Source organism: Mycolicibacterium hippocampi (genome assembly GCF_010723735.1).
GTDB classification, from domain to species: domain Bacteria; phylum Actinomycetota; class Actinomycetes; order Mycobacteriales; family Mycobacteriaceae; genus Mycobacterium; species Mycobacterium hippocampi.
In genome coordinates this window covers 4,616,017-4,637,808 of sequence record NZ_BLLB01000002.1, presented here as the reverse complement: position 1 = coordinate 4,637,808, position 21,792 = coordinate 4,616,017, and the positions used below count along the sequence as shown (strand labels likewise).

The 21,792-nt window shown below is 66.4% G+C and carries 18 protein-coding genes and 2 tRNA genes; 10 read left to right on the top strand and 10 right to left on the bottom strand.

Annotation, left to right across the window (positions count from 1 at the left end; genetic code table 11):
* Nucleotides 1–317 precede the first annotated feature (317 nt).
* From G6N53_RS23260 to G6N53_RS23250, 3 genes are all read left to right on the top strand, one after another.
* Nucleotides 318–1,427: an alkene reductase gene (locus G6N53_RS23260; protein WP_163892767.1), complete on the top strand. Its 1,110-nt coding sequence runs from the start codon at nucleotides 318–320 to the stop codon at nucleotides 1,425–1,427.
* Between the two features lie 7 nt (nucleotides 1,428–1,434).
* A complete protein-coding gene (locus tag G6N53_RS23255; RefSeq protein ID WP_163892764.1) occupies nucleotides 1,435–1,995 on the top strand; it encodes an OsmC family protein in 561 nt (186 codons plus the stop codon).
* A 133-nt stretch (nucleotides 1,996–2,128) separates the two neighbouring features.
* Nucleotides 2,129–2,683 (top strand): TetR/AcrR family transcriptional regulator, encoded by a 555-nt coding sequence (locus tag G6N53_RS23250; protein ID WP_163892761.1) that lies wholly within the window; start codon nucleotides 2,129–2,131, stop codon nucleotides 2,681–2,683.
* A gap of 61 nt (nucleotides 2,684–2,744) precedes the next feature.
* On the opposite strand, the gene G6N53_RS23245 is transcribed toward G6N53_RS23250, so the two are convergent.
* Nucleotides 2,745–2,818, bottom strand: a tRNA-Gly gene (locus tag G6N53_RS23245).
* A 130-nt stretch (nucleotides 2,819–2,948) separates the two neighbouring features.
* Here G6N53_RS23245 and G6N53_RS23240 point away from each other — a divergent pair.
* From G6N53_RS23240 to clpP2, 4 genes are all read left to right on the top strand, one after another.
* A tRNA-Pro gene (locus tag G6N53_RS23240) sits at nucleotides 2,949–3,025 on the top strand.
* 37 nt (nucleotides 3,026–3,062) lie between these two features.
* Nucleotides 3,063–4,550: a trigger factor gene (gene tig, locus G6N53_RS23235; RefSeq protein WP_163892758.1), complete on the top strand. Its 1,488-nt coding sequence runs from the start codon at nucleotides 3,063–3,065 to the stop codon at nucleotides 4,548–4,550.
* A 123-nt stretch (nucleotides 4,551–4,673) separates the two neighbouring features.
* Complete coding sequence (locus G6N53_RS23230; RefSeq protein WP_163896288.1) at nucleotides 4,674–5,258, top strand: ATP-dependent Clp protease proteolytic subunit; 585 nt, start codon at nucleotides 4,674–4,676, stop codon at nucleotides 5,256–5,258.
* 20 nt (nucleotides 5,259–5,278) lie between these two features.
* Nucleotides 5,279–5,932 carry an ATP-dependent CLP protease proteolytic subunit ClpP2 gene (gene clpP2 / locus G6N53_RS23225; RefSeq protein WP_163892753.1) on the top strand — a complete coding sequence of 218 codons (654 nt, stop codon included), beginning with the start codon at nucleotides 5,279–5,281 and terminating at the stop codon, nucleotides 5,930–5,932.
* A gap of 7 nt (nucleotides 5,933–5,939) precedes the next feature.
* Here the strand turns inward: clpP2 and G6N53_RS23220 are convergent, their stop codons facing one another.
* Nucleotides 5,940–6,383, bottom strand: coding sequence for a TIGR03618 family F420-dependent PPOX class oxidoreductase (locus G6N53_RS23220; RefSeq protein ID WP_163892739.1), 444 nt, complete (start codon nucleotides 6,381–6,383; stop codon nucleotides 5,940–5,942).
* Between the two features lie 97 nt (nucleotides 6,384–6,480).
* Here G6N53_RS23220 and G6N53_RS23215 point away from each other — a divergent pair, with 97 nt between their 5' ends.
* Nucleotides 6,481–6,843, top strand: a complete 363-nt coding sequence (locus G6N53_RS23215; RefSeq protein ID WP_163886480.1) for a hypothetical protein — start codon at nucleotides 6,481–6,483, stop codon at nucleotides 6,841–6,843.
* Between the two features lie 328 nt (nucleotides 6,844–7,171).
* Nucleotides 7,172–8,452: an ATP-dependent Clp protease ATP-binding subunit ClpX gene (gene clpX, locus G6N53_RS23210; protein WP_163892736.1), complete on the top strand. Its 1,281-nt coding sequence runs from the start codon at nucleotides 7,172–7,174 to the stop codon at nucleotides 8,450–8,452.
* Here clpX and G6N53_RS23205 read toward each other — a convergent pair.
* The 3 genes from G6N53_RS23205 to G6N53_RS23195 all read right to left on the bottom strand — a co-directional run bounded on the left by G6N53_RS23205 (nucleotide 8,449) and on the right by G6N53_RS23195 (nucleotide 12,733).
* Nucleotides 8,449–9,423, bottom strand: coding sequence for a glycosyltransferase (locus G6N53_RS23205; protein WP_163892733.1), 975 nt, complete (start codon nucleotides 9,421–9,423; stop codon nucleotides 8,449–8,451). The two genes, clpX and G6N53_RS23205, sit on opposite strands and share 4 nt — an antisense overlap.
* A gap of 89 nt (nucleotides 9,424–9,512) precedes the next feature.
* On the bottom strand, nucleotides 9,513–10,376 hold the full coding sequence (gene fdhD / locus G6N53_RS23200) for a formate dehydrogenase accessory sulfurtransferase FdhD (protein ID WP_163892730.1): 864 nt from the start codon (nucleotides 10,374–10,376) through the stop codon (nucleotides 9,513–9,515).
* Complete coding sequence (locus G6N53_RS23195; protein WP_163892727.1) at nucleotides 10,364–12,733, bottom strand: FdhF/YdeP family oxidoreductase; 2,370 nt, start codon at nucleotides 12,731–12,733, stop codon at nucleotides 10,364–10,366. The genes fdhD and G6N53_RS23195 overlap by 13 nt, the downstream gene beginning before the upstream one ends.
* A gap of 188 nt (nucleotides 12,734–12,921) precedes the next feature.
* On the opposite strand from G6N53_RS23195, the gene G6N53_RS23190 reads away from it, so the two are divergent.
* Complete coding sequence (locus G6N53_RS23190) at nucleotides 12,922–15,096, top strand: glutamine synthetase III family protein (protein WP_163892723.1); 2,175 nt, start codon at nucleotides 12,922–12,924, stop codon at nucleotides 15,094–15,096.
* 95 nt (nucleotides 15,097–15,191) lie between these two features.
* Here the strand turns inward: G6N53_RS23190 and G6N53_RS23185 are convergent, their stop codons facing one another.
* From G6N53_RS23185 to iolD, 5 genes are all read right to left on the bottom strand, one after another.
* Nucleotides 15,192–16,280: an NHL repeat-containing protein gene (locus G6N53_RS23185; RefSeq protein ID WP_163892720.1), complete on the bottom strand. Its 1,089-nt coding sequence runs from the start codon at nucleotides 16,278–16,280 to the stop codon at nucleotides 15,192–15,194.
* A gap of 86 nt (nucleotides 16,281–16,366) precedes the next feature.
* On the bottom strand, nucleotides 16,367–17,215 hold the full coding sequence (locus G6N53_RS23180) for a sugar phosphate isomerase/epimerase family protein (protein ID WP_163892717.1): 849 nt from the start codon (nucleotides 17,213–17,215) through the stop codon (nucleotides 16,367–16,369).
* Between the two features lie 85 nt (nucleotides 17,216–17,300).
* Nucleotides 17,301–18,794 carry a CoA-acylating methylmalonate-semialdehyde dehydrogenase gene (locus G6N53_RS23175; protein ID WP_163892714.1) on the bottom strand — a complete coding sequence of 498 codons (1,494 nt, stop codon included), beginning with the start codon at nucleotides 18,792–18,794 and terminating at the stop codon, nucleotides 17,301–17,303.
* A 31-nt stretch (nucleotides 18,795–18,825) separates the two neighbouring features.
* Nucleotides 18,826–19,839 carry a Gfo/Idh/MocA family protein gene (locus G6N53_RS23170; RefSeq protein ID WP_264062590.1) on the bottom strand — a complete coding sequence of 338 codons (1,014 nt, stop codon included), beginning with the start codon at nucleotides 19,837–19,839 and terminating at the stop codon, nucleotides 18,826–18,828.
* Between the two features lie 2 nt (nucleotides 19,840–19,841).
* Nucleotides 19,842–21,791, bottom strand: coding sequence for a 3D-(3,5/4)-trihydroxycyclohexane-1,2-dione acylhydrolase (decyclizing) (gene iolD / locus G6N53_RS23165; RefSeq protein ID WP_163892708.1), 1,950 nt, complete (start codon nucleotides 21,789–21,791; stop codon nucleotides 19,842–19,844).
* Nucleotide 21,792: the final 1 nt, after the last annotated feature.

The window sequence follows — 21,792 nt, the reverse complement described above, 5'->3', positions numbered from 1 at the left end:
GCCTCATCAAGGACTCCGTCGTCCGGTTGCCGACTACCCGAGCGGCACCTCGCCGAATCCTCGGATTTGGCCGAGGGGGTCGCCGGTGAGGGTTGGTTGGGGGCGGATCCAGAAATTTTCGCCAGGAGGAAACAGATCTGTTTCCGGGTGTGTTACTCTTGCCGGCGGAGCGCGCGGATGGCGGGTTCCCTCATCGAAACGCAACGAGTGTCGTTGTCGTACAACACGTTCCATTGTGGCTGGTTGGCGGGCGCAGCCTCCGGCGGTCGCTGCGCGCAACAGGGGACGGTGACAGCGACTCCTAGGAAAGGAAAGGCATGACCAAGCTCATCTCCAAACCCCTCGAACTGCCCGCCTTCGTGGCGCCGCACCGGGTCTTCATGGCGCCCATGACCAGAATGCGGGCGGCGTCGCCGGGTGATGTGCCAACCGACTTGATGGTGGAGTACTACACGCAGCGCGCCGGTGCGGGACTGATCGTGACCGAGGGCGCCCCGATCTCGCCGGAGGGCAAGGGTTATGCGGACACCCCCGGCATCTACAGCGACCCTCAGGTTGCGGGCTGGCGCAAGATCACCGATGCCGTTCACGAGGCGGGCGGGCGAATCGCGATACAACTCTGGCACGTCGGACGCCTCACCCATGAAACGCTCCAGGGTGGCAAGCCGGGTGTCTCGGCGAGTGCGATCGACTTCGACGGCACGGTCACGCTCAAGCGCGCCGACGGCGAGCGCTACACAGCCCAGTGTCCGACGCCGAGGGCGCTGGAGGTCAGCGAGATCCCCGAGCTGATCGACGACTTCCGTCGTGCAGCCCGCAATGCGCGTGCTGCCGGATTCGACATGGTCGAAATCCACGGTGCCAACGGGTACCTGCTCCAGCAGTTCATGGCGGTCACCTCGAACCAGCGCACCGATCAGTACGGGGGCTCGCTGGAGAACCGGGCACGGCTGCCGCTCGAGGTGGTCGACGCGGTCATCGATGAATGGGATGCAGCCCACGTGGGAGTCAGGCTGTCACCGATGATCAAGTTCGGGGGACTCGACGACGCCGATGGCATGGACATGGGGTTGTACCTGGCCGCAGCGCTTCAGGAGCGCGCACTTGGCTACCTGCATCTGTGCGAGCCGGACTGGGCCGACGGGCCGGAACTCGACTCCGACTTTCGTGCCGCGCTGCGAAAAGTCTTCTCCGGGATCATCATCGGAGCGGGAAACTACACCGTCGCGAAGGCTGAGGAGATGATCGCCGAAGGCTTCATCGATGCGGCAGCCTTCGGCCGGCCTTTCATCGCCAACCCGGACCTGCCGACACGGCTGTTCGACGACCTCGCGCTCACCGAGGTGGATTTGCCAAGTGTCTACGGCTCCGACGTCGCCGGCTACCCCCGCGGCTACACCGATTACCCGACCGCTACCCGACGGTGAGCAGACCATGACCACCACCTCCCTCAACGGCGTTGACCAGGAAGCACTTTCGGCGACCATGATTGCGGTGAAAGACACTCCGGGACTGGCTCAGGTGAGCTTCACCCTGGGTTCGGCCTGGTTGTCCGGGTGTCACCAGCGCTCGCAGACCGGCGCGATGCGACAGAACGGTGAGATCGTCGCCGGCCGGGCATCTCGCTACGTCCTGGAATCCGACGAGCCGGCGGCGCTGCTTGGTACCGACAAGGCCGCGAACCCGGGGGAATACGTGCTGCAGGCGCTGGCCGGCTGTTACGCGGTCACCTACGCCACCAACGCCGCCGTGCGAGGAATCGAGTTGTCCTCGTTGAGACTGGAGTTGGAGGTCGATTTCGACCTGCGGGGATTCCTCAATCTGGATGATTCGGTGCGTCCGGGCGCGCAGCAGATCCGGGTCAGGGTGCATGCCAAGTCGCCCACCGCGACCGACGAGCAACTCCAGGAACTCACCGACGCCGTGCAGAAGCGTTCCCCGATCCGGGACACCCTGGCCAATCCCGTCGATATCGTCACCACCCTTGTGAGGTAGACGGCATCCCCATGGCGTCAACGCACCCCGCTGGGTAAACAGATCGTTATACATCGGTGTATGATCGCGGTCGGCGCTGGCAGGGGTTGAGGACTGTCGTACGCGCCGTAGGTGCGAGTGGGAGGGCGAGCAGATGCCGGCCGAAGACGTTCGGCAGCGTGCGATAGACGCGGCGGTCGAGTTGTTTCACCGGGAAGGTTTCGGCGCCGTGGGAATCGACCGCCTGACGACGTCGATCGGAATGTCGAAGCGGACGCTGTACAAGTACTTCAGCTCCAAGGACGATCTGCTTCTCGCGGTGCTGGACAGCTGCGATGAGATGGCAGTCGGCAACTTGCCGGATGAAGACGACGACTCGGTTCCCCGCGAGCGGATCCTCGAAGTTTTCGACAGGCAGGCGCAGTACTGTTCAAACCCGGAGTTCTCCGGTTGCTTCTTCGGCAACATCGCCACGGAACTTCGCGATCCCAATCACCCCGCGGTTCGTATCGCTGCGGATCACAAAGCTCAGTTGACGCGGTTCTTTGCTCGGCAGGCGGCTCTTGCCGGGGCCGCGTCGCCGGCCGAGCTTGCCGAACAACTGACCGTCCTGCACGTTGGCGCCGCGGACTATGCGCTGATGAACGGCCATTATCCCAAGTCCACGAAGAACGCAGCGGCAGCGCTACTCACCGCTTCAGAGATCTGACGGGGATTCGGACAAGGCCGGTCGCCGAACGTCTGTTCGCCGACCTTGAGCTGGTAGCTGATGGAGCGGGCGACGGGAATCGAACCCGCGTAGCTAGTTTGGAAGACTAGGGCTCTACCATTGAGCTACGCCCGCATGTGCTGCACATAGAGGACAGTACCGGCAGACTGTACCGGCCCCGCCCAACTCAAATCCAATTGAAGGCTTTGTCTGGTCAGGCCGTAGTATCGCCGGTGGTCCGGCGCTGCGCGACGCCAGCGACGACCGGGGTGTAGCGCAGCTTGGTAGCGCATCCGCTTTGGGAGCGGAAGGCCGCAGGTTCAAATCCTGTCACCCCGACCAGTACCACCACCCGAACGGCAATAGAGGAGTACGAAACGTGAAGAGCACCGTCGAGAAGTTGAGCCCGACCCGGGTTCGCATCAACGTGGAGGTGCCCTTCACCGAGCTCGAACCCGAGATCGACAAGGCATTCAAGCAGCTGGCCAAGCAGATCCGGCTGCCCGGCTTCCGGCCCGGCAAGGCGCCGCGCAAGCTGCTGGAAGCCCGCGTCGGCCGCGGCGCGGTGATCGAGCAGGTTGTCAACGACGCATTGCCCGGCCGCTACAGCGAGGCCGTGACGTCGTCGTCGCTGCAGCCCATCGGCCAGCCCGAGATCGAGATCACCAAGCTCGAGGACAACGAGGAGCTGGTGTTCACCGCCGAGGTGGACGTCCGTCCCGAGATCGAGCTGCCCGACCTGGCCACGTTGAAGATCACCGTGGACCCGATCAGCGTCACCGACGAGGACGTCGCCACCGAGCTGGAGAACCTGCAGAAGCGCTTCGGCACCCTGACCGGTGTCGAACGTGCCGCCGAGGACGGCGACTTCGTCTCGATCGACCTGTCGGCGACCGTCGACGGTGAGGACGTGCCCGAGGCCGCCACCGAGGGGCTGTCCCACGAGGTCGGCTCCGGTCAGCTGATCGACGGCCTGGACGAGGCGATCATCGGCCTCAAGGAGGGCGAGAGCCGCGACTTCACCACCACCCTCGTCGCCGGTGAGCACGCCGGCCAGGAGGCGCAGGTGAGCGTCACCGTCAAGTCGATCAAGGTGCGTGAGCTGCCCGACCTCGACGACGAATTCGCGCAGTTGGCAAGCGAGTTCGACACCATGGAGGAACTGCGTAGCAACCTCAGCGAGCAGGTCGCCCGGGGCAAGCGGGTCGAGCAGGCCGAGCAGATCCGCGACAAGGCCATCGAGGAACTTCTCGAACAGGTCGAGGTGCCGCTGCCGGAGAAGGTGGTCCAGGCCCAGGTCGACGACACCCTGCACAACGCCATCCACGGGCTCGACCATGATGAGGCGAAGTTCGAGGAGTCGCTCAAGGAGCAGGGCAGCAGCCGCGAAGAGTTCGACGCCGACAACCGCACCAACGCGGAGAAGGCCATCAAGACCCAGCTGCTGATGGACGCCATCGCCGACAAGCTCGACATCCAGGTCGGCCAGAACGATCTGACCGAGCGTCTGGTGCTGATGTCTCGCCAGTACGGCGTCGAGCCCCAGCAGCTGCTGCAGATGCTGCAGCAGAACAACCAGCTGCCGGCGATGTTCGCCGATGTCCGCCGTGGCCTGACCGTTGCCGCGGTGGTGCACGGTGCCACCGTCACCGACACCGACGGCACCGAGATCGACACCACCGAGTTCTTCGGTCCCTCCGGTGAGGACGTTGAGGCGGCGGACGACGTTGAGGAAAACGACAGCGTGGAAAACGACAGCGTGGAAAACGACGTTGAGGAAATCGCTGGGGAAACCAGTGATGAGGCGGGCAGTGCCGAGGACGCCGACACTGCCGAGGACACCCCCGAGGCCGACGACTCGAAGTGATGCTCTGAGCGAACGGGCACCGTCTGGGGGCTCCCCGGCGGCGCACGTTGGTTAGTGTCATTCGTAAGACCGGTCACCGCGTAGCAAGTACGTAAAGAAAGCAGGTATTCAGACGTGACTGACATGCGTGGCGCCTCATCGGGCCTGAACCTTGTCGACTCGGTGTACGAGCGGTTGCTGTCCGAGCGGATCATCTTCCTCGGCTCGCAGGTGGACGACGACATCGCCAATCGGCTGTGCGCGCAGATCCTCTTGCTGTCTGCCGAGGATCCGACCAAGGACATCAACCTCTACATCAACTCGCCCGGCGGCTCCATCAGCGCGGGTATGGCGATCTACGACACCATGGTGCTCGCACCGTGCGACGTGGCGACCTATGCGATGGGCATGGCCGCCTCGATGGGCGAGTTCCTGCTCGCCGCGGGCACCAAGGGCAAGCGTCATGCGCTGCCGCACGCTCGCATCCTGATGCATCAGCCACTGGGTGGCATCACCGGCGGGGCCGCAGACATCGCGATCCAGGCCGAGCAGTTCGCGTCGATCAAGAAGGAGATGTTCCGGCTGAACGCCGAGTTCACCGGGCAGACGATCGAGCGCATCGAGGCTGACTCGGACCGCGACCGTTGGTTCACCGCGCAGGAAGCCCTCGAGTACGGCTTCGTCGACCACATCATCACCAGTGTCAACTTCAACGGGAGTGCCTCATGACCCAGCCCCACGGCGGTGCTATGAATCAGCCACTGCGGACGCGAGGAGCAATTGAGCCCCAGGCGCGCTACATCCTTCCGTCGTTCATCGAGCACTCCAGCTTCGGGGTCAAGGAGTCCAACCCGTACAACAAGCTGTTCGAGGAGCGCATCATCTTCCTCGGCGTGCAGGTCGACGACGCGTCCGCCAACGACATCATGGCCCAGTTGCTGGTCCTGGAGTCGCTGGATCCGGACCGCGACATCACGATGTACATCAACTCGCCCGGCGGTTCGTTCACGTCGCTGATGGCGATCTACGACACGATGCAGTACGTCCGTGCCGACATCCAGACGGTGTGCCTGGGCCAGGCCGCCTCGGCGGCGGCGGTGCTGCTCGCCGCCGGTACCCCCGGCAAGCGACTGGCGCTGCCCAACGCCCGCATCCTGATCCACCAGCCGTCGCTGGGTGGCGTCATCCAGGGACAGTTCTCCGACCTGGAGATCCAGGCCGCCGAGATCGAGCGGATGCGCACCCTGATGGAGGAGACCCTCGCGCGCCACACCGGCAAGGACGCGGCGGTCATCCGCAAGGACACCGACCGTGACAAGATCCTGACCGCCGAGCAGGCCAAGGACTACGGGATCATCGACACCGTGCTGGAGTACCGCAAGCTGTCGGCCCAGAAGGGCTGAGCGGCGTTCAGTCGTTGCTGTACACCCGGGTGGGGACGACGAGCACACCGGTGCGGCGCTGCTCGCGCATCGTGCGGTCGTAGGCGTCCCAGTCGTCGTGGGTTCCTCCCGCGGCCTTGAAGATGTCGCGCAGCAGGCGCGCCAGGGTGTCGTCGGACTGCACCCAGGGCTGCGGATCGTCGGGACCGGCCAGTTCGGCTCGCCCCTCGACGGTGGCCCATTGCCAGCCCTGCCGGAAAGTCACCGCGATCTGGGGCCGGGACCGCAGGTTGGCCAGTTTGACCTTGCCGTAGGTGACAAAACCCAGTGCCGGTCGACCGGTCGCGGGGTGTGGCAGCGGTCCGGCGTTGATCAACGACGCTTGGATGGTCTGGTCGGCGCGCAGCGTGGACACCACGGCCAGGCCGTTGTCGTCACGGGCCAGGCCGAAAGCTTCCTCGAGGGAGGTCATCGTCGCAGAGTACGACAGCGGGTCGGCACGGGTGCACGGCAAATGTGCCGATCGTCCGTCGCCGAGCCGTTGACCGTGGCAGGCTGACCGTGCAGGCGTGACGTCCGTCGACGACTGCAAAGTGGCACCGGCAGCAGGGGGAATAGCGATGATGGTTGGGTTACGGCCTGGCGCCGCCAGGGTCGCGCTGGCCGCGTCGGCGGCCGCCGTGGTGTTGTCGCAGATCGTCTCACCCGCGGTCAGCGGCGCCGATGACGTGGTCTGCCCTGTCGGAATGTACTGGGACGTCTACTCGGCCCAGTGCCTCTACTACGACGTGAACGTCTATCTGAACCCCCCGAACCCGGTCGTCGGCCCGGTCGGCCCAGTGGGCGTCGGGGGGGTGGTGGGTCCGGTCGGTCCCGGCCCGGTGGGGCCCGGTCCAGTGGGTCCCGGCCCGATAGGACCCGGTCGTCGCTGACCCGCTGACGGGGACCGGCGGGTCCGGTGCCGATGCCGGTATCGTGAACAGTGCCCTCGAACACTGCTCAAGGACCCGGACGGTCGGTTGCGGACGGCTCCCGGAGCGGTAACGGCGGCGACACGCCAGAGACACGGTGTTGTCTTCGCCGCCATGTGGGGCGCATCAGGCGATATGTTGACGCAACCACACGTGAATACCACCGGCGCGATTCGGCTTTATCGGTCGCACGGCCCCAGAACAAGCGGGTAGCGTCGGGATGACGCCCGGTGCAGCGCACCGAACAGTTTGATCATCGACTGCCGACAGGAAGTAGGACACCAGCACCATGGCACGCATTGGAGACGGCGGTGACCTGCTCAAGTGTTCGTTCTGCGGCAAGAGTCAAAAGCAGGTGAAGAAGCTCATCGCGGGTCCGGGCGTCTACATCTGCGATGAGTGCATCGACCTGTGCAACGAGATCATCGAGGAGGAGCTCGCCGACGCTGACGACGTCAAGCTCGACGAGCTGCCCAAGCCGGTCGAGATCCGCGACTTCCTCGAGGGCTACGTGATCGGCCAGGACACCGCCAAGCGGACGCTCGCCGTGGCCGTCTACAACCACTACAAGCGCATCCAAGCCGGCGAGAAGATGCGGGATTCCCGCGCCGAGCCGGTCGAATTGTCGAAGTCCAACATCCTGATGCTGGGCCCCACCGGCTGCGGCAAGACCTACCTGGCGCAGACGCTGGCCAAGATGCTCAATGTCCCGTTTGCAATCGCGGATGCGACGGCGCTCACCGAAGCTGGCTACGTCGGCGAGGATGTCGAGAACATCCTGCTGAAGCTGATCCAGGCCGCCGACTATGACGTCAAGCGCGCCGAGACCGGCATCATCTACATCGACGAGGTCGACAAGATCGCCCGAAAGAGCGAGAACCCGTCGATCACCCGCGACGTCTCCGGGGAGGGTGTGCAGCAGGCGCTGCTGAAGATCCTCGAGGGCACGCAGGCCTCGGTTCCACCGCAGGGCGGCCGCAAGCACCCGCACCAGGAGTTCATCCAGATCGACACCACCAACGTGCTGTTCATCGTGGCGGGCGCGTTCGCCGGGCTGGAGAAGATCGTCTCCGATCGCGTCGGTAAGCGCGGTCTGGGCTTCGGCGCCGAGGTGCACTCCAAGGCCGAGATCGACACCCAGGACCACTTCGCCGAGGTCATGCCCGAAGACCTGATCAAGTTCGGGCTCATCCCCGAGTTCATCGGCCGGCTGCCCGTGGTGGCGTCGGTGACCAACCTGGACAAGGAATCGCTCGTCAAGATCCTGTCGGAGCCGAAGAACGCGTTGGTCAAGCAGTACACCCGGCTCTTCGACATGGACGGTGTGGAGCTGGAGTTCAACGAGGACGCGCTCGAGGCGATCGCCGATCAGGCGATCCACCGCGGCACGGGTGCCCGCGGGTTGCGCGCGATCATGGAGGAAGTCCTGCTGCCGGTGATGTACGACATCCCCAGCCGCGACGACGTCGCCAAGGTGGTTGTCACCAAGGAGACGGTCGAAGACAACGTGCTGCCGACCATCGTGCCGCGCAAGCCACCGCGTAACGAGCGGCGCGAGAAGAGCGCCTAGGTCACGTACGGCCGCGCGCGGTCGCCGATGACCTCGTCGACCAGAGCTGCGATCTCCGCGACCCCGTCGCGTCTGGCGAACGCTGCCTCCATTGTTCGCGCGTTGCGCAGGAAACCCGCCTCGCTGCGGATGCGGTGGACGGCCGCGGCCACCTCCGCCGGTGATGGTGTGCCCGTCTGCAGGTTGATCCCGGCGCCCGAGCGCGCCACCCGCGCCGCGATCTCGGCCCGGTACCCGGTTCTGCCCGCGACGACGACGGGCACCCCCGCCGCCAACGCAAGCTGAACCGTTGTGTAGTCACCGTCGGTCACCAGGACGTCGACCTTGGGTAGCAGCAGATCGTGCGGGAGATGGTCGGCGACGATCGCATTGGCCGGTACCGGGATGCCCAGCGCGCCGACGTCACGGCCGCCGGTGCTGACGACCACCGTCACGTCGCTGTCTGCGAGCGCTGTGAGGGTGGGTTCGACGAGCTGCGACAGGTCACGGTCGTCGACGGAGCTCTGGGCGACGTGCACGACGGGACGGGTGCCGTCGAGTTCACCCCACCACGGCGGTGCCACGAAACCGTCCGGCGGTCGCGGCCGCACCACCCCGACGAATCGCACGCCGGCAGGCAGGTCGCTGTGTGGGTACTCGAAGCTCGGGACTGTCGGGACGATCAACCGGTCGACGAGCGCTCCGATATCGCGCAGCGACGTCGGCATCACCGGGGCAGGCAGATAGCACAGCACCGGCGGCAGGCCGGCGCCGAGCAGCGGACTGATTCCGGTGACTCCGTGGTCCACGATGACGGCGTCATGGTGCCGTTCGTCGAGTGCGGTGCGCAACTCCTCCGTCTGGCGACCCGGGTGCGCTGCGCCGGTCACCACCGTGACATCGTTCCCGCGGCCCACGAGATCCGCGGCGACGGTGCGAAGGGGTTCGGCGTGGCCGGCCGACGGCAGCGTGGCTATCAGGATCTCCGGCATACCTTTGATCCTCGGCGATCAGGGGGTGGGCACGCATGGAGGTTGCCTGGAGAACGCATGGAGAACGCAGGTAGGAGCCGGTTTCCGGCTCAGTTCGTCACGCGGTCGGGCCTGGTGTAGACGTTCATCGAGTCACCCCGGAGGAAGGCCACCAGCGTGAGACCCGACTGGCTGGCGAGGTCGACGGCCAGCGAGGACGGCGCGGACACCGCGGCCAGCATCGGGATGCCGGCCATCACCGCCTTCTGGGTGAGCTCGAAAGACGCCCGCCCGCTGACCAGCAGCACGGTGCCGCTCAGCGGCACCCGGCGCTGTTCCAGCGCCCAGCCGATGACCTTGTCGACGGCGTTGTGCCTGCCGATGTCCTCGCGCACCACCAGCGGGGTGCCGTCGGTGGCGAACAGCGCCGCACCGTGCAGACCTCCCGTCGCAGCGAACACCTTCTGCGCCTGGCGAAGCTTGCCGGGCAACGCGGACAACGTCGCGGTGCGCACCGTCGACGGGTCGTCGCCGGGGCCGTGTTTGCTGATCAGGCGCACCGCCTCCAGCGACGCTTTCCCACAGACACCGCACGACGACGTCGTGTAGAAGTTGCGGGTGGGATCGACGTCCGGTGCGGGCACGTCCGGCGCCAACGTCACGTCGAGCACGTTGTAGGAGTTGAGACCGTCTTCTTCCGGCGGGCTGGAGCGAAGCGACTCGGGGATGGGTACTGGAGCGCCGCGGCAATACCGCACCGACAGGATGTCCTCGCGCCGGGTCACCACGCCCTCGGTGAGCAGAAACCCTTGCGCCAACTCGACATCGGAGCCCGGGGTACGCATCGTCACGGTCAGCGGCACACCGTTGACCCGGATCTCCAACGGCTCCTCGACCACCAGCGTCTCCGGCCGGGCCACGGCGTCCTGGGCCGTCACGTGCCGCACCCGCCGGCGTGCCGTCACTCGCCCCATGATGATCCACTTACCAGATCGGCTGGGGCGCTAGCCTTTTCGAGCCGGATGACGACGGCTTTCGACACCGGGGTGTTCGACCTGGCGGCGACGTGGTCGAGGGCGACCAGGGAGTTCGTCTCGGGATAGTAGGCCGCGGCGTTGCCGACCGGCGTCGAATACGGCACCACCCGGAAGTCCTTGGCGCGACGCTCCTGCAACTCGCCGCCAGCGGTGAATTCCGACACCAGGTCCACCCGGTCGCCGTCGGCGAGCCCGAACGAGGCGATGTCGGCCGGGTTGACGAACACCACCCGACGGCCGCCCTCCACGCCGCGGTAGCGGTCGGACAGGCCGTAGATCGTGGTGTTGTACTGGTCGTGACTGCGTAGGGTCTGCAGGACCAACCGGCCTGGGGGGACCGGCACCCATTCGAGCGGGTTGATCGCGAAGTTGGCTTTCCCTGTGCTGGTGGGGAATTCGCGTGAATCGCGGGGGCCGTGGGGCAGCTGGAAGCCGTCGGGTGCCCGCACCTTGGCGTTGTAGTCGCCGCAGCCCGGGACCACCGCGGCGATGGCGTCGCGGATGGCGTCGTAGTCGTTGTTGAACCGCTCCCACGGCACCGGATGCCCGGGCCCGAGCAGTTCCCGCGCGAGCTGGCAGACGATCGCCACCTCGCTGCGCACCTGCTCTCCTGGCGGGTGCAGGCTACCGCGGGACAGATGCACCATCGACATCGAATCCTCAACCGAGACCTGTTGTTTCACGCCGTTCTGCACATCGCGGTCGGTCCGGCCGAGCGACGGCAGGATGAGTGCCGTCCGTCCGTGCACGACGTGGCTGCGGTTCAGCTTCGTGGACACCTGCACGGTCAGTGCGCAGGCCCGCAGTGCCGCCTCGGTGACGGTGGTGTCCGGCGTCGCGAGCGCGAAGTTGCCCCCCATGCCCATGAAGACCTTGGCCCGGCCGTCGCGCATGGCCCGGATCGCGTCGACGGTGTCCACACCGTGCTCACGTGGGCTGGTGATCCCGAAGTGGGCGTCCAACGCGGCCAGGAACGTCTCGGGCATCTTCTCCCAGATGCCCATCGTGCGGTCGCCCTGCACATTCGAATGCCCGCGCACCGGGCACAGGCCCGCTCCGGGTTTGCCGATCATGCCGCGCATCAGCAGCACGTTGCTGATCTCGGAGATCATCGACACCGCGTGCCGGTGCTGAGTCAGGCCCATCGCCCAGCACGCCACGGTGCGCTCTGATGCGACGAACATCGCGGCCACCCGTTCCAGCTGGGTACGCGAGATGCCGGTGGCCTCCAGGACGGTGTCGATGTCCACCGCGCGCGCCTGCGCTGCGTACTCGTCGAAGCCGGCGCAGTAGTTGTCGATGAAGTCGCGGTCGACGACGCTTCCCGGGCTGCGGTCATCGGCTTCCAACAGCAGGCGGGCCACCCCGGCGAACAACGCCATGTCGCCGCCCAGTCGGATCTGGACGAACTCGTCGGCGATCGCGACGCCCTGGCCGACCACGCCGTGGACTTTCTGCGGGTCCTTGAACCGGATCAGGCCGGCCTCGGGCAGCGGATTCACCGCGATGATCTTCGCGCCGTTGGCTTTCGCCTTCTCCAGCACCGAGAGCATCCGCGGATGGTTGGTGCCCGGGTTCTGTCCGGCGATCACGATGAGGTCCGCGCCCGCCACGTCTTCCACGGTCACCGACCCCTTGCCGATGCCGATCGACTCGACCAGCGAGGCTCCCGAGGATTCGTGGCACATGTTCGAACAGTCCGGCAGGTTGTTCGTGCCGAAGCTGCGCACCAGCAGCTGGTAGAGAAATGCCGCCTCGTTGCTGGTGCGACCGGAGGTGTAGAACACCGCCTCGTTCGGATCGTCCAGCGCGCGCAGCTCGTCGGCGATCAACCGGAACGCCTCGGGCCAGCCGATCTCCCGATAGTGGTCGTCACCGGGGCGTAGCACCACCGGGTGGGTGAGCCTGCCCTGCTGGCTCAGCCAGTACTCCGGGCGGCCTTCCAGATCGGCGATCGAGTGCCGGGCGAAGAATTCGGGCGTGACGACACGCTTGGTGGCCTCCTCGGCGACGGCCTTGGCGCCGTTCTCGCAGAATTCGGCGAACTTGCGGCCGCCGGGCTCCTCCGGCCACGCACAGCCGGGGCAGTCGAAGCCCTTGCGCTGGTTCAGCCTGACCAGCGACAGCGCCGTCCGCAGCGGGCCCATGGACTCGAGCCCACGCTGCAGCGACACCAGCACGGCCCTGACTCCGGCCGCTTCGTGCTCCCGGCCGGTGACCACCGTCGTGCGCTCGTCGTAATCCGCCTCGATGTCACGGGTGACCCCCCGCCCCCTGCGCAGCCGTAGACCCATGAAACCAGCGTAGGCGCTGCCCTCGCGGGCTCCGCGGCCGCAAGCCGGAAGCAAGCACGGCGGCGACCGTGACGACCGAATCACCCCGTTGACGCTGACGTAACAATCCCGGAACGCGGCCTCCCTACTGTGGGCCGGTCAACTGTCCGTCAAGCCCCTTGCGGACACCAGCGGTGATAGGAAGTCCATTGAGCGGAAATGCGGTACGCCTGCAGGCGATCAACAGCGTCGAGGCGTATGTGCCTCCCCCCATCAGTTTCGATCCAGGCGAGGCCCCCGGCGAGATCTTCGGTACCAACGTCTTCACGCTGGCCGAGATGCGGTTGCGGCTGCCCAAGTCGGTCTACAAGTCCATGGTCGCGACGATGGAAAAGGGCGCCAAGCTGGATCCGGCGATCGCCGACTCGGTCGCCTCGGTGATGAAGGACTGGGCGCTGTCGAGGGGGGCCACCCACTACGCTCACGTTTTCTACCCGATGACGGGGCTGACCGCTGAGAAGCACGACAGCTTCCTCGATCCGGTGGGCGACGGGACCACGCTCGCCGAATTCGCCGGCAAGACCCTGATCCAGGGTGAGCCCGACGCATCGAGCTTCCCGTCCGGTGGCCTGCGCAGCACCTTCGAGGCCCGCGGCTACACCGGCTGGGATGTCACCAGCCCGGCGTACATCCTGGAGAACCCGAACGGAAACACGCTCTGCATCCCGACGGTGTTCGTCTCGATGACCGGCGAGGCGTTGGATTACAAGACGCCGCTGCTGCGCAGCCAGCAGGCCATGGGCGCACAGGCCGAGCGCATCCTGAAGCTGTTCGGGCACAGCGATTTTGACAACATCGTGTCCTTCTGCGGGCCCGAGCAGGAGTACTTTCTGGTCGACCGGCACTTCTTCCTCGCCCGCCCGGACCTGATCAATGCGGGACGGACCCTGTTCGGCTCCAAGCCGCCCAAGGGCCAGGAGTTCGACGACCACTACTTCGGCGCCATCCCGGACCGGGTGCTGGCGTTCATGATGGACACCGAGCGTGAGCTGTTCAAGCTCGGCATCCCGGCCAAGACCCGGCACAACGAGGTCGCCCCCGGGCAGTTCGAGATCGCCCCGATGTTCGAACGGGCCAACATCGCCGCCGACCATCAGCAGCTGTTGATGACCACGTTCAAGAACATCGCCAAGAAGCACGGCATGGAGTGCCTGTTCCACGAGAAGCCGTTCGCCGGCGTCAACGGATCGGGCAAGCACGTCAACTTCTCACTCGGCAATGCTCAGTTCGGCAGCCTGTTGGTGCCCGGTGACACCCCGCACGAGAACGCCCAGTTCCTGGTGTTCTGCGCGGCCGTCATCCGCGCCGTTCACAAGTTCGCCGGCCTGCTGCGGGTGTCGGTGGCTTCGGCCACCAACGATCACCGCCTCGGCGCCAACGAGGCCCCGCCGGCCATCATCTCGATCTTCCTCGGCGACCAGCTGGCCGACGTCTTCGAGCAGATCGCCAAGGGTGCGGCCACCTCCTCCAAGGGCAAGGGCAGCATGATCATCGGTTGCGACACCCTACCGGTGCTGCCGACCGATCCGGGTGACCGGAACCGCACCAGCCCATTCGCCTTCACAGGCAATCGCTTCGAGTTCCGCGCGCCGGGCTCCGGGCAGACGATCAACGTGCCGATGATCATCCTGAACACGATCATGGCCGATTCGCTCGACTACATGGCGACCTGGCTCGAGAAGGCGGTCGGCGAGGGCGAAGACTTCGACACCGCAGTGCAGCAGTTGCTCACCGAGATCATCACCGAGCACGGCGCCGTCGTGTTCAACGGCGACGGTTACTCCGAGAACTGGCAGATCGAGGCCGCCGAGCGTGGGCTGCCGAACCTCAAGACCACCATCGACTGCATTCCGGAGCTGGTGAAGCCCGAAGCGATCGAGGTGTTCGAGAAGTTCAATGTCTTCAGCGCGCGCGAGCTGGAGAGCCGGGTCGAGGTCCGTTATGAGATGTACGCGCTGACGGTGGCCGTTGAGGCCAAGCTGACGCTGGAGGTGGGCTCGACCGTGATTCTGCCTGCGGCGATCCGCTACCAGACCGAGCTCGCGCAGAACGCGGCGACGCTGAAGGCGGCCGGCCTGGAGCCGGACATGACGCTGCTGTCGACGGTCTCCGCGCCCATCTCGGAGCTGACGAGCGCGTTGAGCGCGCTCAAGACGGCGATGGGTGTGCACGGTGGCGACTCGGCCCGCGAGGAAGCTGCCCATGCGCAGAGCCTGCTGCCGTTGATGGACGCAGTGCGTGAGGCGGCCGACGCGTTGGAAGGCCTTGTCGCCGACGATCTGTGGCCGCTGCCGACCTACCAGGAGATGCTCTACATCCTCTGATCACTTTTCCCCGCGAGCGTGCGTGTTTGCACGTCGGCACTCGGTGTGTCGTGTGCAAATGCGCACGCTCGCGCTCGGCGACCGTGACGTCAGCGTCAGTCCGGGTCGACGATCTGCACCACGCCGGCGGTGACACCGGCGATGAACAGCCGTCCTGTGGTCGCGTCCACCCCCACGGTGTAGGGGTTCTGCACGGTGGGGATCCGCTGGACCTCGCGGGGCATCGGATCGGTCATGTCGTATCCGATCACCTCGTTAATGCCGGAGGACGCCACCCACAACCGGTCCCGGGTGGGGTCATAGGTGATGCCGTAAGGCCCTCCGGGGTGGGCGGTTTCGGCGACCTGACGCGGCTGGGTATCGAAGACCCTGATGGCGTCGCCGCGGGTGTCGGTGGCGATCATCCGGCCGTGCCGGTCGGCGACCAGATGCGTGGGGCCCTCGCCGGCCGGTGTTGACCCGACGATGGTCAGGTCGTCGCTGTCATAGATGGTCAGGTCGTTCTTGCGGACGTCGATCAGTCCCATCGCGGAGCCGACCGGAGCCAGCCCCGCCGGCTGCACGCTGTCGGTGAAGACCTTGACGATCTCCTCACCGCGTACCGCGGAGACCGTGCCGCCCAGTTCGTTGGCGACGAACACGGTGCCGTTCGGGGCCTGCGACGCGTCGTGGGGGAAGGTGCCTGTCAGCACCTGTGATTCCGCGCGTCCGCCAGGAAGTTCCACCCGCACCAGGGCGTCGGCGCTCTCCACCGGCACCAGGACCGGGCCGCCGGGGGCGGCGAGCTGCAGATGGCGGACGTAGCCGGGCAGAGCGGTGCGCCCGGTGATCTCGCCGGTGTCGGCGTTGATCAGGACGAGTTCGTCGGGATTGCGTTTGGCGACGGCGACGGTACGGGTGACCGCGTCGACGACGATGCCCTCCGGCGCCGACCCGACCGGCACGATCCGCCCCGGCACCTGCCCGTTCTGCGGCGGCGCCTGCTGCGGCTCGGCCGCTGGCGGGAGATCGTCAGCCGGTGGGCGGTTGCCCTCTGTCGGGACGCCGGCCGGCAGCATGCCGGTGGTCGTCGCCGTGGTGGACGCGGCCGTCGTCTCGGTCGACGACTGAGCGGAGTCCCCGGCTTGGCCGCCGCATCCGACGACGACGAGCACCACAACGAGCACGAACAGCCGACGCATCATGCCTCATGGGTACCCGGGCGCCAGGGGAGGTGGACCGGTGGTGGCCGTACGTAAGAAATTCGACACCTCGCTGGGCGGCATGGCCGCTACAGCTGGGCGAGCGTGGAGTCGGCGGCCTGTTCGAGCGCCTGCGCGACCGGCAGTCTGCGGAACTTCGCCGACAGGATCTCCACGCCCCACGGCCCGCGGAACCCCTTGTCGCGCAACACCTCGACCAACCCTTTGAGATCGAAGCAACCATCACCGCAGAGCAATCGGCGCTGCACTGTGTCCTCGAAGAGCGTGCCGACCACACCGGGCGCCGCGTCATCGAGTTCCACCCCGAAGATCGTCCCTGACTGCAGCGCGGCGTCGAGTTCGGCCAGGGTGGTACCTGCGCGGAACACGTGCCAGGCGTCGATGATCAGGCCGACGCGACGGTGAGCTGCGGCAGCGACGAGCTCGCAGGCGATCGGCACCGTCGAGATCGCGGCGAACGGCATCGGCTCGATGGCCACTCGGGTGCCGTGGTCGGCGGCTTGGTCGGCCAGCTCACGCAGCGGCGCGACGAATGCCAACGGGTCTCGAGCGGGCGGTCCGTTGTCCGAACCGATCTTGACGAACGCGGGGGAGAGGACGTCAGCGGCATCGAAGAGCAGATCGCGGATCTCGTGCGTGTGCCCGGGGGTGTCGCGGGGGATCCACCACCGCTCGAGCAGTTCGATCTCGATGTGGTGGAGCCCGTGATCGGCGAGCAGATCACGCAGACCTGCGAAGCCGATGGAGTCGCGTACGACGACCAGATCGTCGGCGATCAGACCGAGGCCGCAGTAACCCGCGGCCGCGATTGCCGCGACCCGTTCGGTGATCGGTACCGGACTGGTGGCAGGGACGTGCACCGGTGACGTGTCGCCCGCACTGGTCCATGCGGTTGCCACCAATTTGGTGTCGGTCATTGTTGTCGTCCCTCGCGAGCGTGACGAAAATGCCACCCGCGAGCGGCGTGTCGCGTACCGACACGCGCGCTCGCGGGGGAATGGGTTACTGGTTTTGGGGGAAGCCGAGTTCGATGCCGCCGTGGCTGGGGTCGAGCCAGCGTTGGGTGATGGCTTTTTGGCGGGTGTAGAAGTTGACGCCGTCGGTGCCGTGGGCGTGGGCGTCGCCGAATAGGGAGTTTTTCCAGCCGCCGAAGCTGTAGTAGGCCATGGGGACGGGGATGGGGACGTTGATGCCGACCATGCCGACCTGGACTTCGTTTTGGAAGCGGCGGGCGGCGCCGCCGTCGTTGGTGAAGATGGCGGTGCCGTTGCCGTAGGGGTTGGTGTTGATCAGTTCCAGGGCTTGGTCGTAGGTGTCGACGCGGACGACGGACAGGACGGGGCCGAAGATTTCGTCGGTGTAGACGCTCATGTCGGGGGTGACGTGGTCGATGAGGGTGGGTCCGAGCCAGAAGCCGTCGGCGCCGCCGTTGGGGGTGACGGTGCGGCCGTCGACGACGATTTTGGCGCCGTCGGCTTCGCCGGCGTCGATGTAGGAGGCGACTTTGTCGCGGTGGGCTTGGGTGACCAGGGGGCCCATGTCGGAGTCCTTGGTGCCGTCGCCAGTTTTGATGGTGCGTGCCCGGTCAGTGATTTTGGCGACCAGGTCGTCGGCGATGGGGCCGACGGCCACACAGGCCGAGATGGCCATGCAGCGTTCCCCGGCGGAGCCGAAGCCGGCGTTGACCATGGCGTCGGCGGCCAGGTCGAGGTCGGCGTCGGGCAGGATGACGGCGTGGTTCTTGGCGCCGCCGAGGGCTTGGACGCGTTTTCCGGCGGTGGTGGCGGTGGTGTAGACGTACTGGGCGATGGGGGTGGAGCCCACGAAGCTGACGGATTTGATCGTGGGGTTGGTGAGCAGTTCGTCGACGGCGGTCTTGTCGCCTTGTAGGACGTTGAACACCCCGGGTGGTAGGCCGGCTTCGGCCCACAGCGCCGCGATCCACAGCGACGCTGAGGGGTCTTTCTCGCTGGGTTTGAGGACCACGGTGTTGCCGCAGGCGATGGCGATGGGGAAGAACCACATCGGGACCATGGCGGGGAAGTTGAACGGGGAGATGACCGCGACCGGGCCCAGGGGTTGGCGGATGGAGTAGACGTCGACCTTGGTCGAGGCGTTCTCGGTGAACCCGCCTTTGAGCAGGTGCGGGATGCCGCAGGCGAACTCGACGACTTCCTGGCCGCGCGAGACTTCCCCGAGGGCGTCGGAGACGACTTTGCCGTGTTCGGCGGTGATGATCTCGGCGAGTTCACCCTTGCGTTCGTTGAGCAGCTCCCGAAACCGGAACAGCACCTGAGTCCTCTTGGCCAGCGAGGTGTCCCGCCAGGCCGGGAACGCCGCCGCGGCAGCATCGATCACCACACGCGCATCCTCGACGGTGGCCAACGCCACCTGCCCGGTGACCGCACCGGTCGCCGGATTCGTCACCGGCGCCGTACCGCTACCGGTCCCGGAGAACTCCTTGTTACCCACCCAATGAGAAATGGTCTTCGTCATCGATTTCTTCTTTCCTTGATGATGTTGCGGTTCAGGGGCGTGCTGCGAGCTGCACGTCGACGGGCAGGCCGGTATGGAGGGACTCGACGCCGGCAGCGCAGACGGCCGCGGCTGCGTAGCCATCCCAGGCAGTGGGGCCATCGACATTGACGCCGGCCCGGACGGCGTCCACCCAGCGCTGGATCTGGGTGTCATAGGCGCGGCCGAAGCGCTCCCGGAACCCGGGCGTCACCTGCCCGCCCCACGTGGCCGGGGCGGATTTCCGGATCATCCCGATGTCCAGGCCGATGATCGCGCTGCCCTTCTCGCCAACCACTTCGGTGCGAACCTCGTAGGCCACACCGGTGGTGACAAAGAGTTCGACGTCGACGTGCTTTCCCGAGGCGGTCCTCAGGACCGCGATCTGAGGATCGATGACGCCCTCCGGCGCCGCGGGGTTCGAGGACGGTTTGAGTATCTGCACGCTCGTGATCTCCTCGTCGAACAAGAATCGGGTCACGTCGACCTCGTGCACGAGCGAGTCCTTGACGATCAACGAGCTGTCGAAGTACGACGGCACACTGGCGTTGCGGTGCACGCAGTGCATGAGCAGTGGCCGGCCCAGTTCGCCGCCGTCGAGCAGCGCCTTGAGGTGCATGTACTCGTCGTCGAAGCGCCGCATGAACCCGACCTGGATCAGCGGACGATCCAGCTGGGACTCCTGCCGAACAATGTCCAACGACGTCGAAACCTCTGTCGTCAGCGGCTTTTCGCACAGGACCGGCTTGCGGTGCTCCAGGCAGGCGAGCAGTTGGTTCTCGTGGACGGCGCCGGGCGTGGCCAGCAGCACGGCATCCACCTGGGGATCGGCGATCGCCTCCAGCGGATCGGCCACCGCACGGCATCCGTCGATCTCGGAGGCGATCTGCTCGGCCTTCTCGGTGATGTAGTCGTTGACCACACCCACCCGGGCCCCGGAGATTCGCGAGGTGATCCGGGCGACGTGGTCGGCGCCCATCACCCCGACGCCCAGCACGGCGATGCGCAGATCTCGGTCACCGGTCACGGTCAGCGATCCGAGGGGTTGATCAGTGGCCGTTGCACTTTCTTCCAATCCGCGTAACGCTGATACGCCGACTGCGTGGACGACAACGTCGACACCTCGCTGACCGGGACATCCCACCAGGACTGGCTGTCGGGGGCGAAGATCAGCGGGTCGGTCTCGACGTAGATCACCGTGGTGCGGTCGGCCGACTTGGCCACCTTCACCGCGTCGCTGAACTCGGCCGCCGTCGACACCCGGATGACGTCTGCGCCCAGACTGGCGGCGTTAGCGGCGAGATCCACCGGGAGCTTGCCGCCGTCGAGTCGGCCGTCCTCGCTGCGGTAGCGGTAGGCCGTGCCGAACCGTTGTGAGCCCAACGATTCCGAAAGACCACCGATGGACGCGAAGCCGTGGTTCTGCACCAGCACCGGGATGATCTTGACGCCCTCCTGCACCGCGGTCACCAGTTCGGTGGCCATCATCAGGTAGGACCCGTCGCCGACCATGATGAACACGTCTCGGTCCGGGGCCGCCATCCGGACACCGATGCCGCCGGCGATCTCATAACCCATGCAGGAGTATCCGTATTCGACGTGGTAGCCCTTACGGTCACGCATCCGCCACATCTTGTGCAGGTCCCCGGGCATCGATCCGGCAGCGCACACCACCACGTCGCGTGGCTCGGACAGGGTGTTGACGAGCCCGATCACCTGGTTTTGGTTCAGCGCGGCGCCGTCTTCGGTGCGGTACACCTCCGAGACGGTGTCGTTCCACTCCGTCGCCAATTCGCCGACCCTGGCGCGGTATTCACCGCCGACCGTGTAGTCGGACAGGGCCACGTCCAGCGCCTCGAGCGCCTCGCGCGCATCCGACACCACGCTGACGCCGCCCTGCTTGACCGAGTCCAGCGACGCCACGTTGATGTTGACGAAGCGGACGTCGGGGTTGTTGAACGCGGTCCGAGACGCCGACGTGAAATCGCTGTACCGGGTGCCGATGCCGATGATGACGTCGGCCTCGCTGGCCAGCGCGTTGGCGGCGGTGGTGCCGGTGGAACCCACGGCGCCGACGCTCTGCGGATGCTCGTGCAGCAGTGATCCCTTGCCGGCCTGGCTCTCGCACACCGGGATTCCGGTGCGTGCCGCCAGAGCCGACAGAGCGTCGCTGGCGCCGGAGTAGATGACGCCGCCGCCGGCCACGATCAGTGGCCTGCGGGCCGAGCGGATGATCTCGGCCGCGCGGGCGATCACCGAACGCTCCGGCAGCGGGCGCGCGATGTGCCAGGTTCTTTCGGCGAACAGGGATTCCGGCCAGTCGAACGCCTCGGCCTGGACGTCCTGCGGTAGGGCGATCGTCGCTGCGCCTGTCTCGACGGGGTCGGTCAGGACCCGCATCGCACCCAGCAGCGCGGCCGGGAGTTGCTCGGGGCGCCATACCCGGTCGAAGTAGCGGGACAGCGGCCTGAACGCGTCGTTGACGGTGACGTCGCCGCTGGAGGGCAACTCCAGCTCCTGCAGCACGGGTGAGCTGGCCCGCGTGGCGAAAGTGTCTGCGGGCAGCAGCAGTACCGGAAGCCGGTTGATGGTGGCCAGCGCGGCTCCGGTGAGCATGTTCGTCGCCCCGGGACCGACACTGGCGGTCACCGCCCAGGTCTGCAGGCGGTCTTGCTGGCGGGCGTAGGCCACCGCGGTGTGCACCATGGCCTGCTCGTTTCGGCCCAGGACGTACTTCAGTCCCGGTTCGACGCCGGCCTCGTGTGCCTCCACTTCGTCCTGGAGCAGCGCCTGCCCGATCCCGGCCACGTTGCCGTGTCCGAAGATCCCGAAGCACCCTGCGAAGAACTTGTGCCGCTCGCCGTCACGCGCGACGTACTGGTTGGCGAGAAACCGCACGGTGGCCTGTGCCACCGTGAGCCGGACGGTCGGTTCGGTGTCGGCGAGCTTGTCGGTCGACTTCGGCGCGGTGGAAACCACG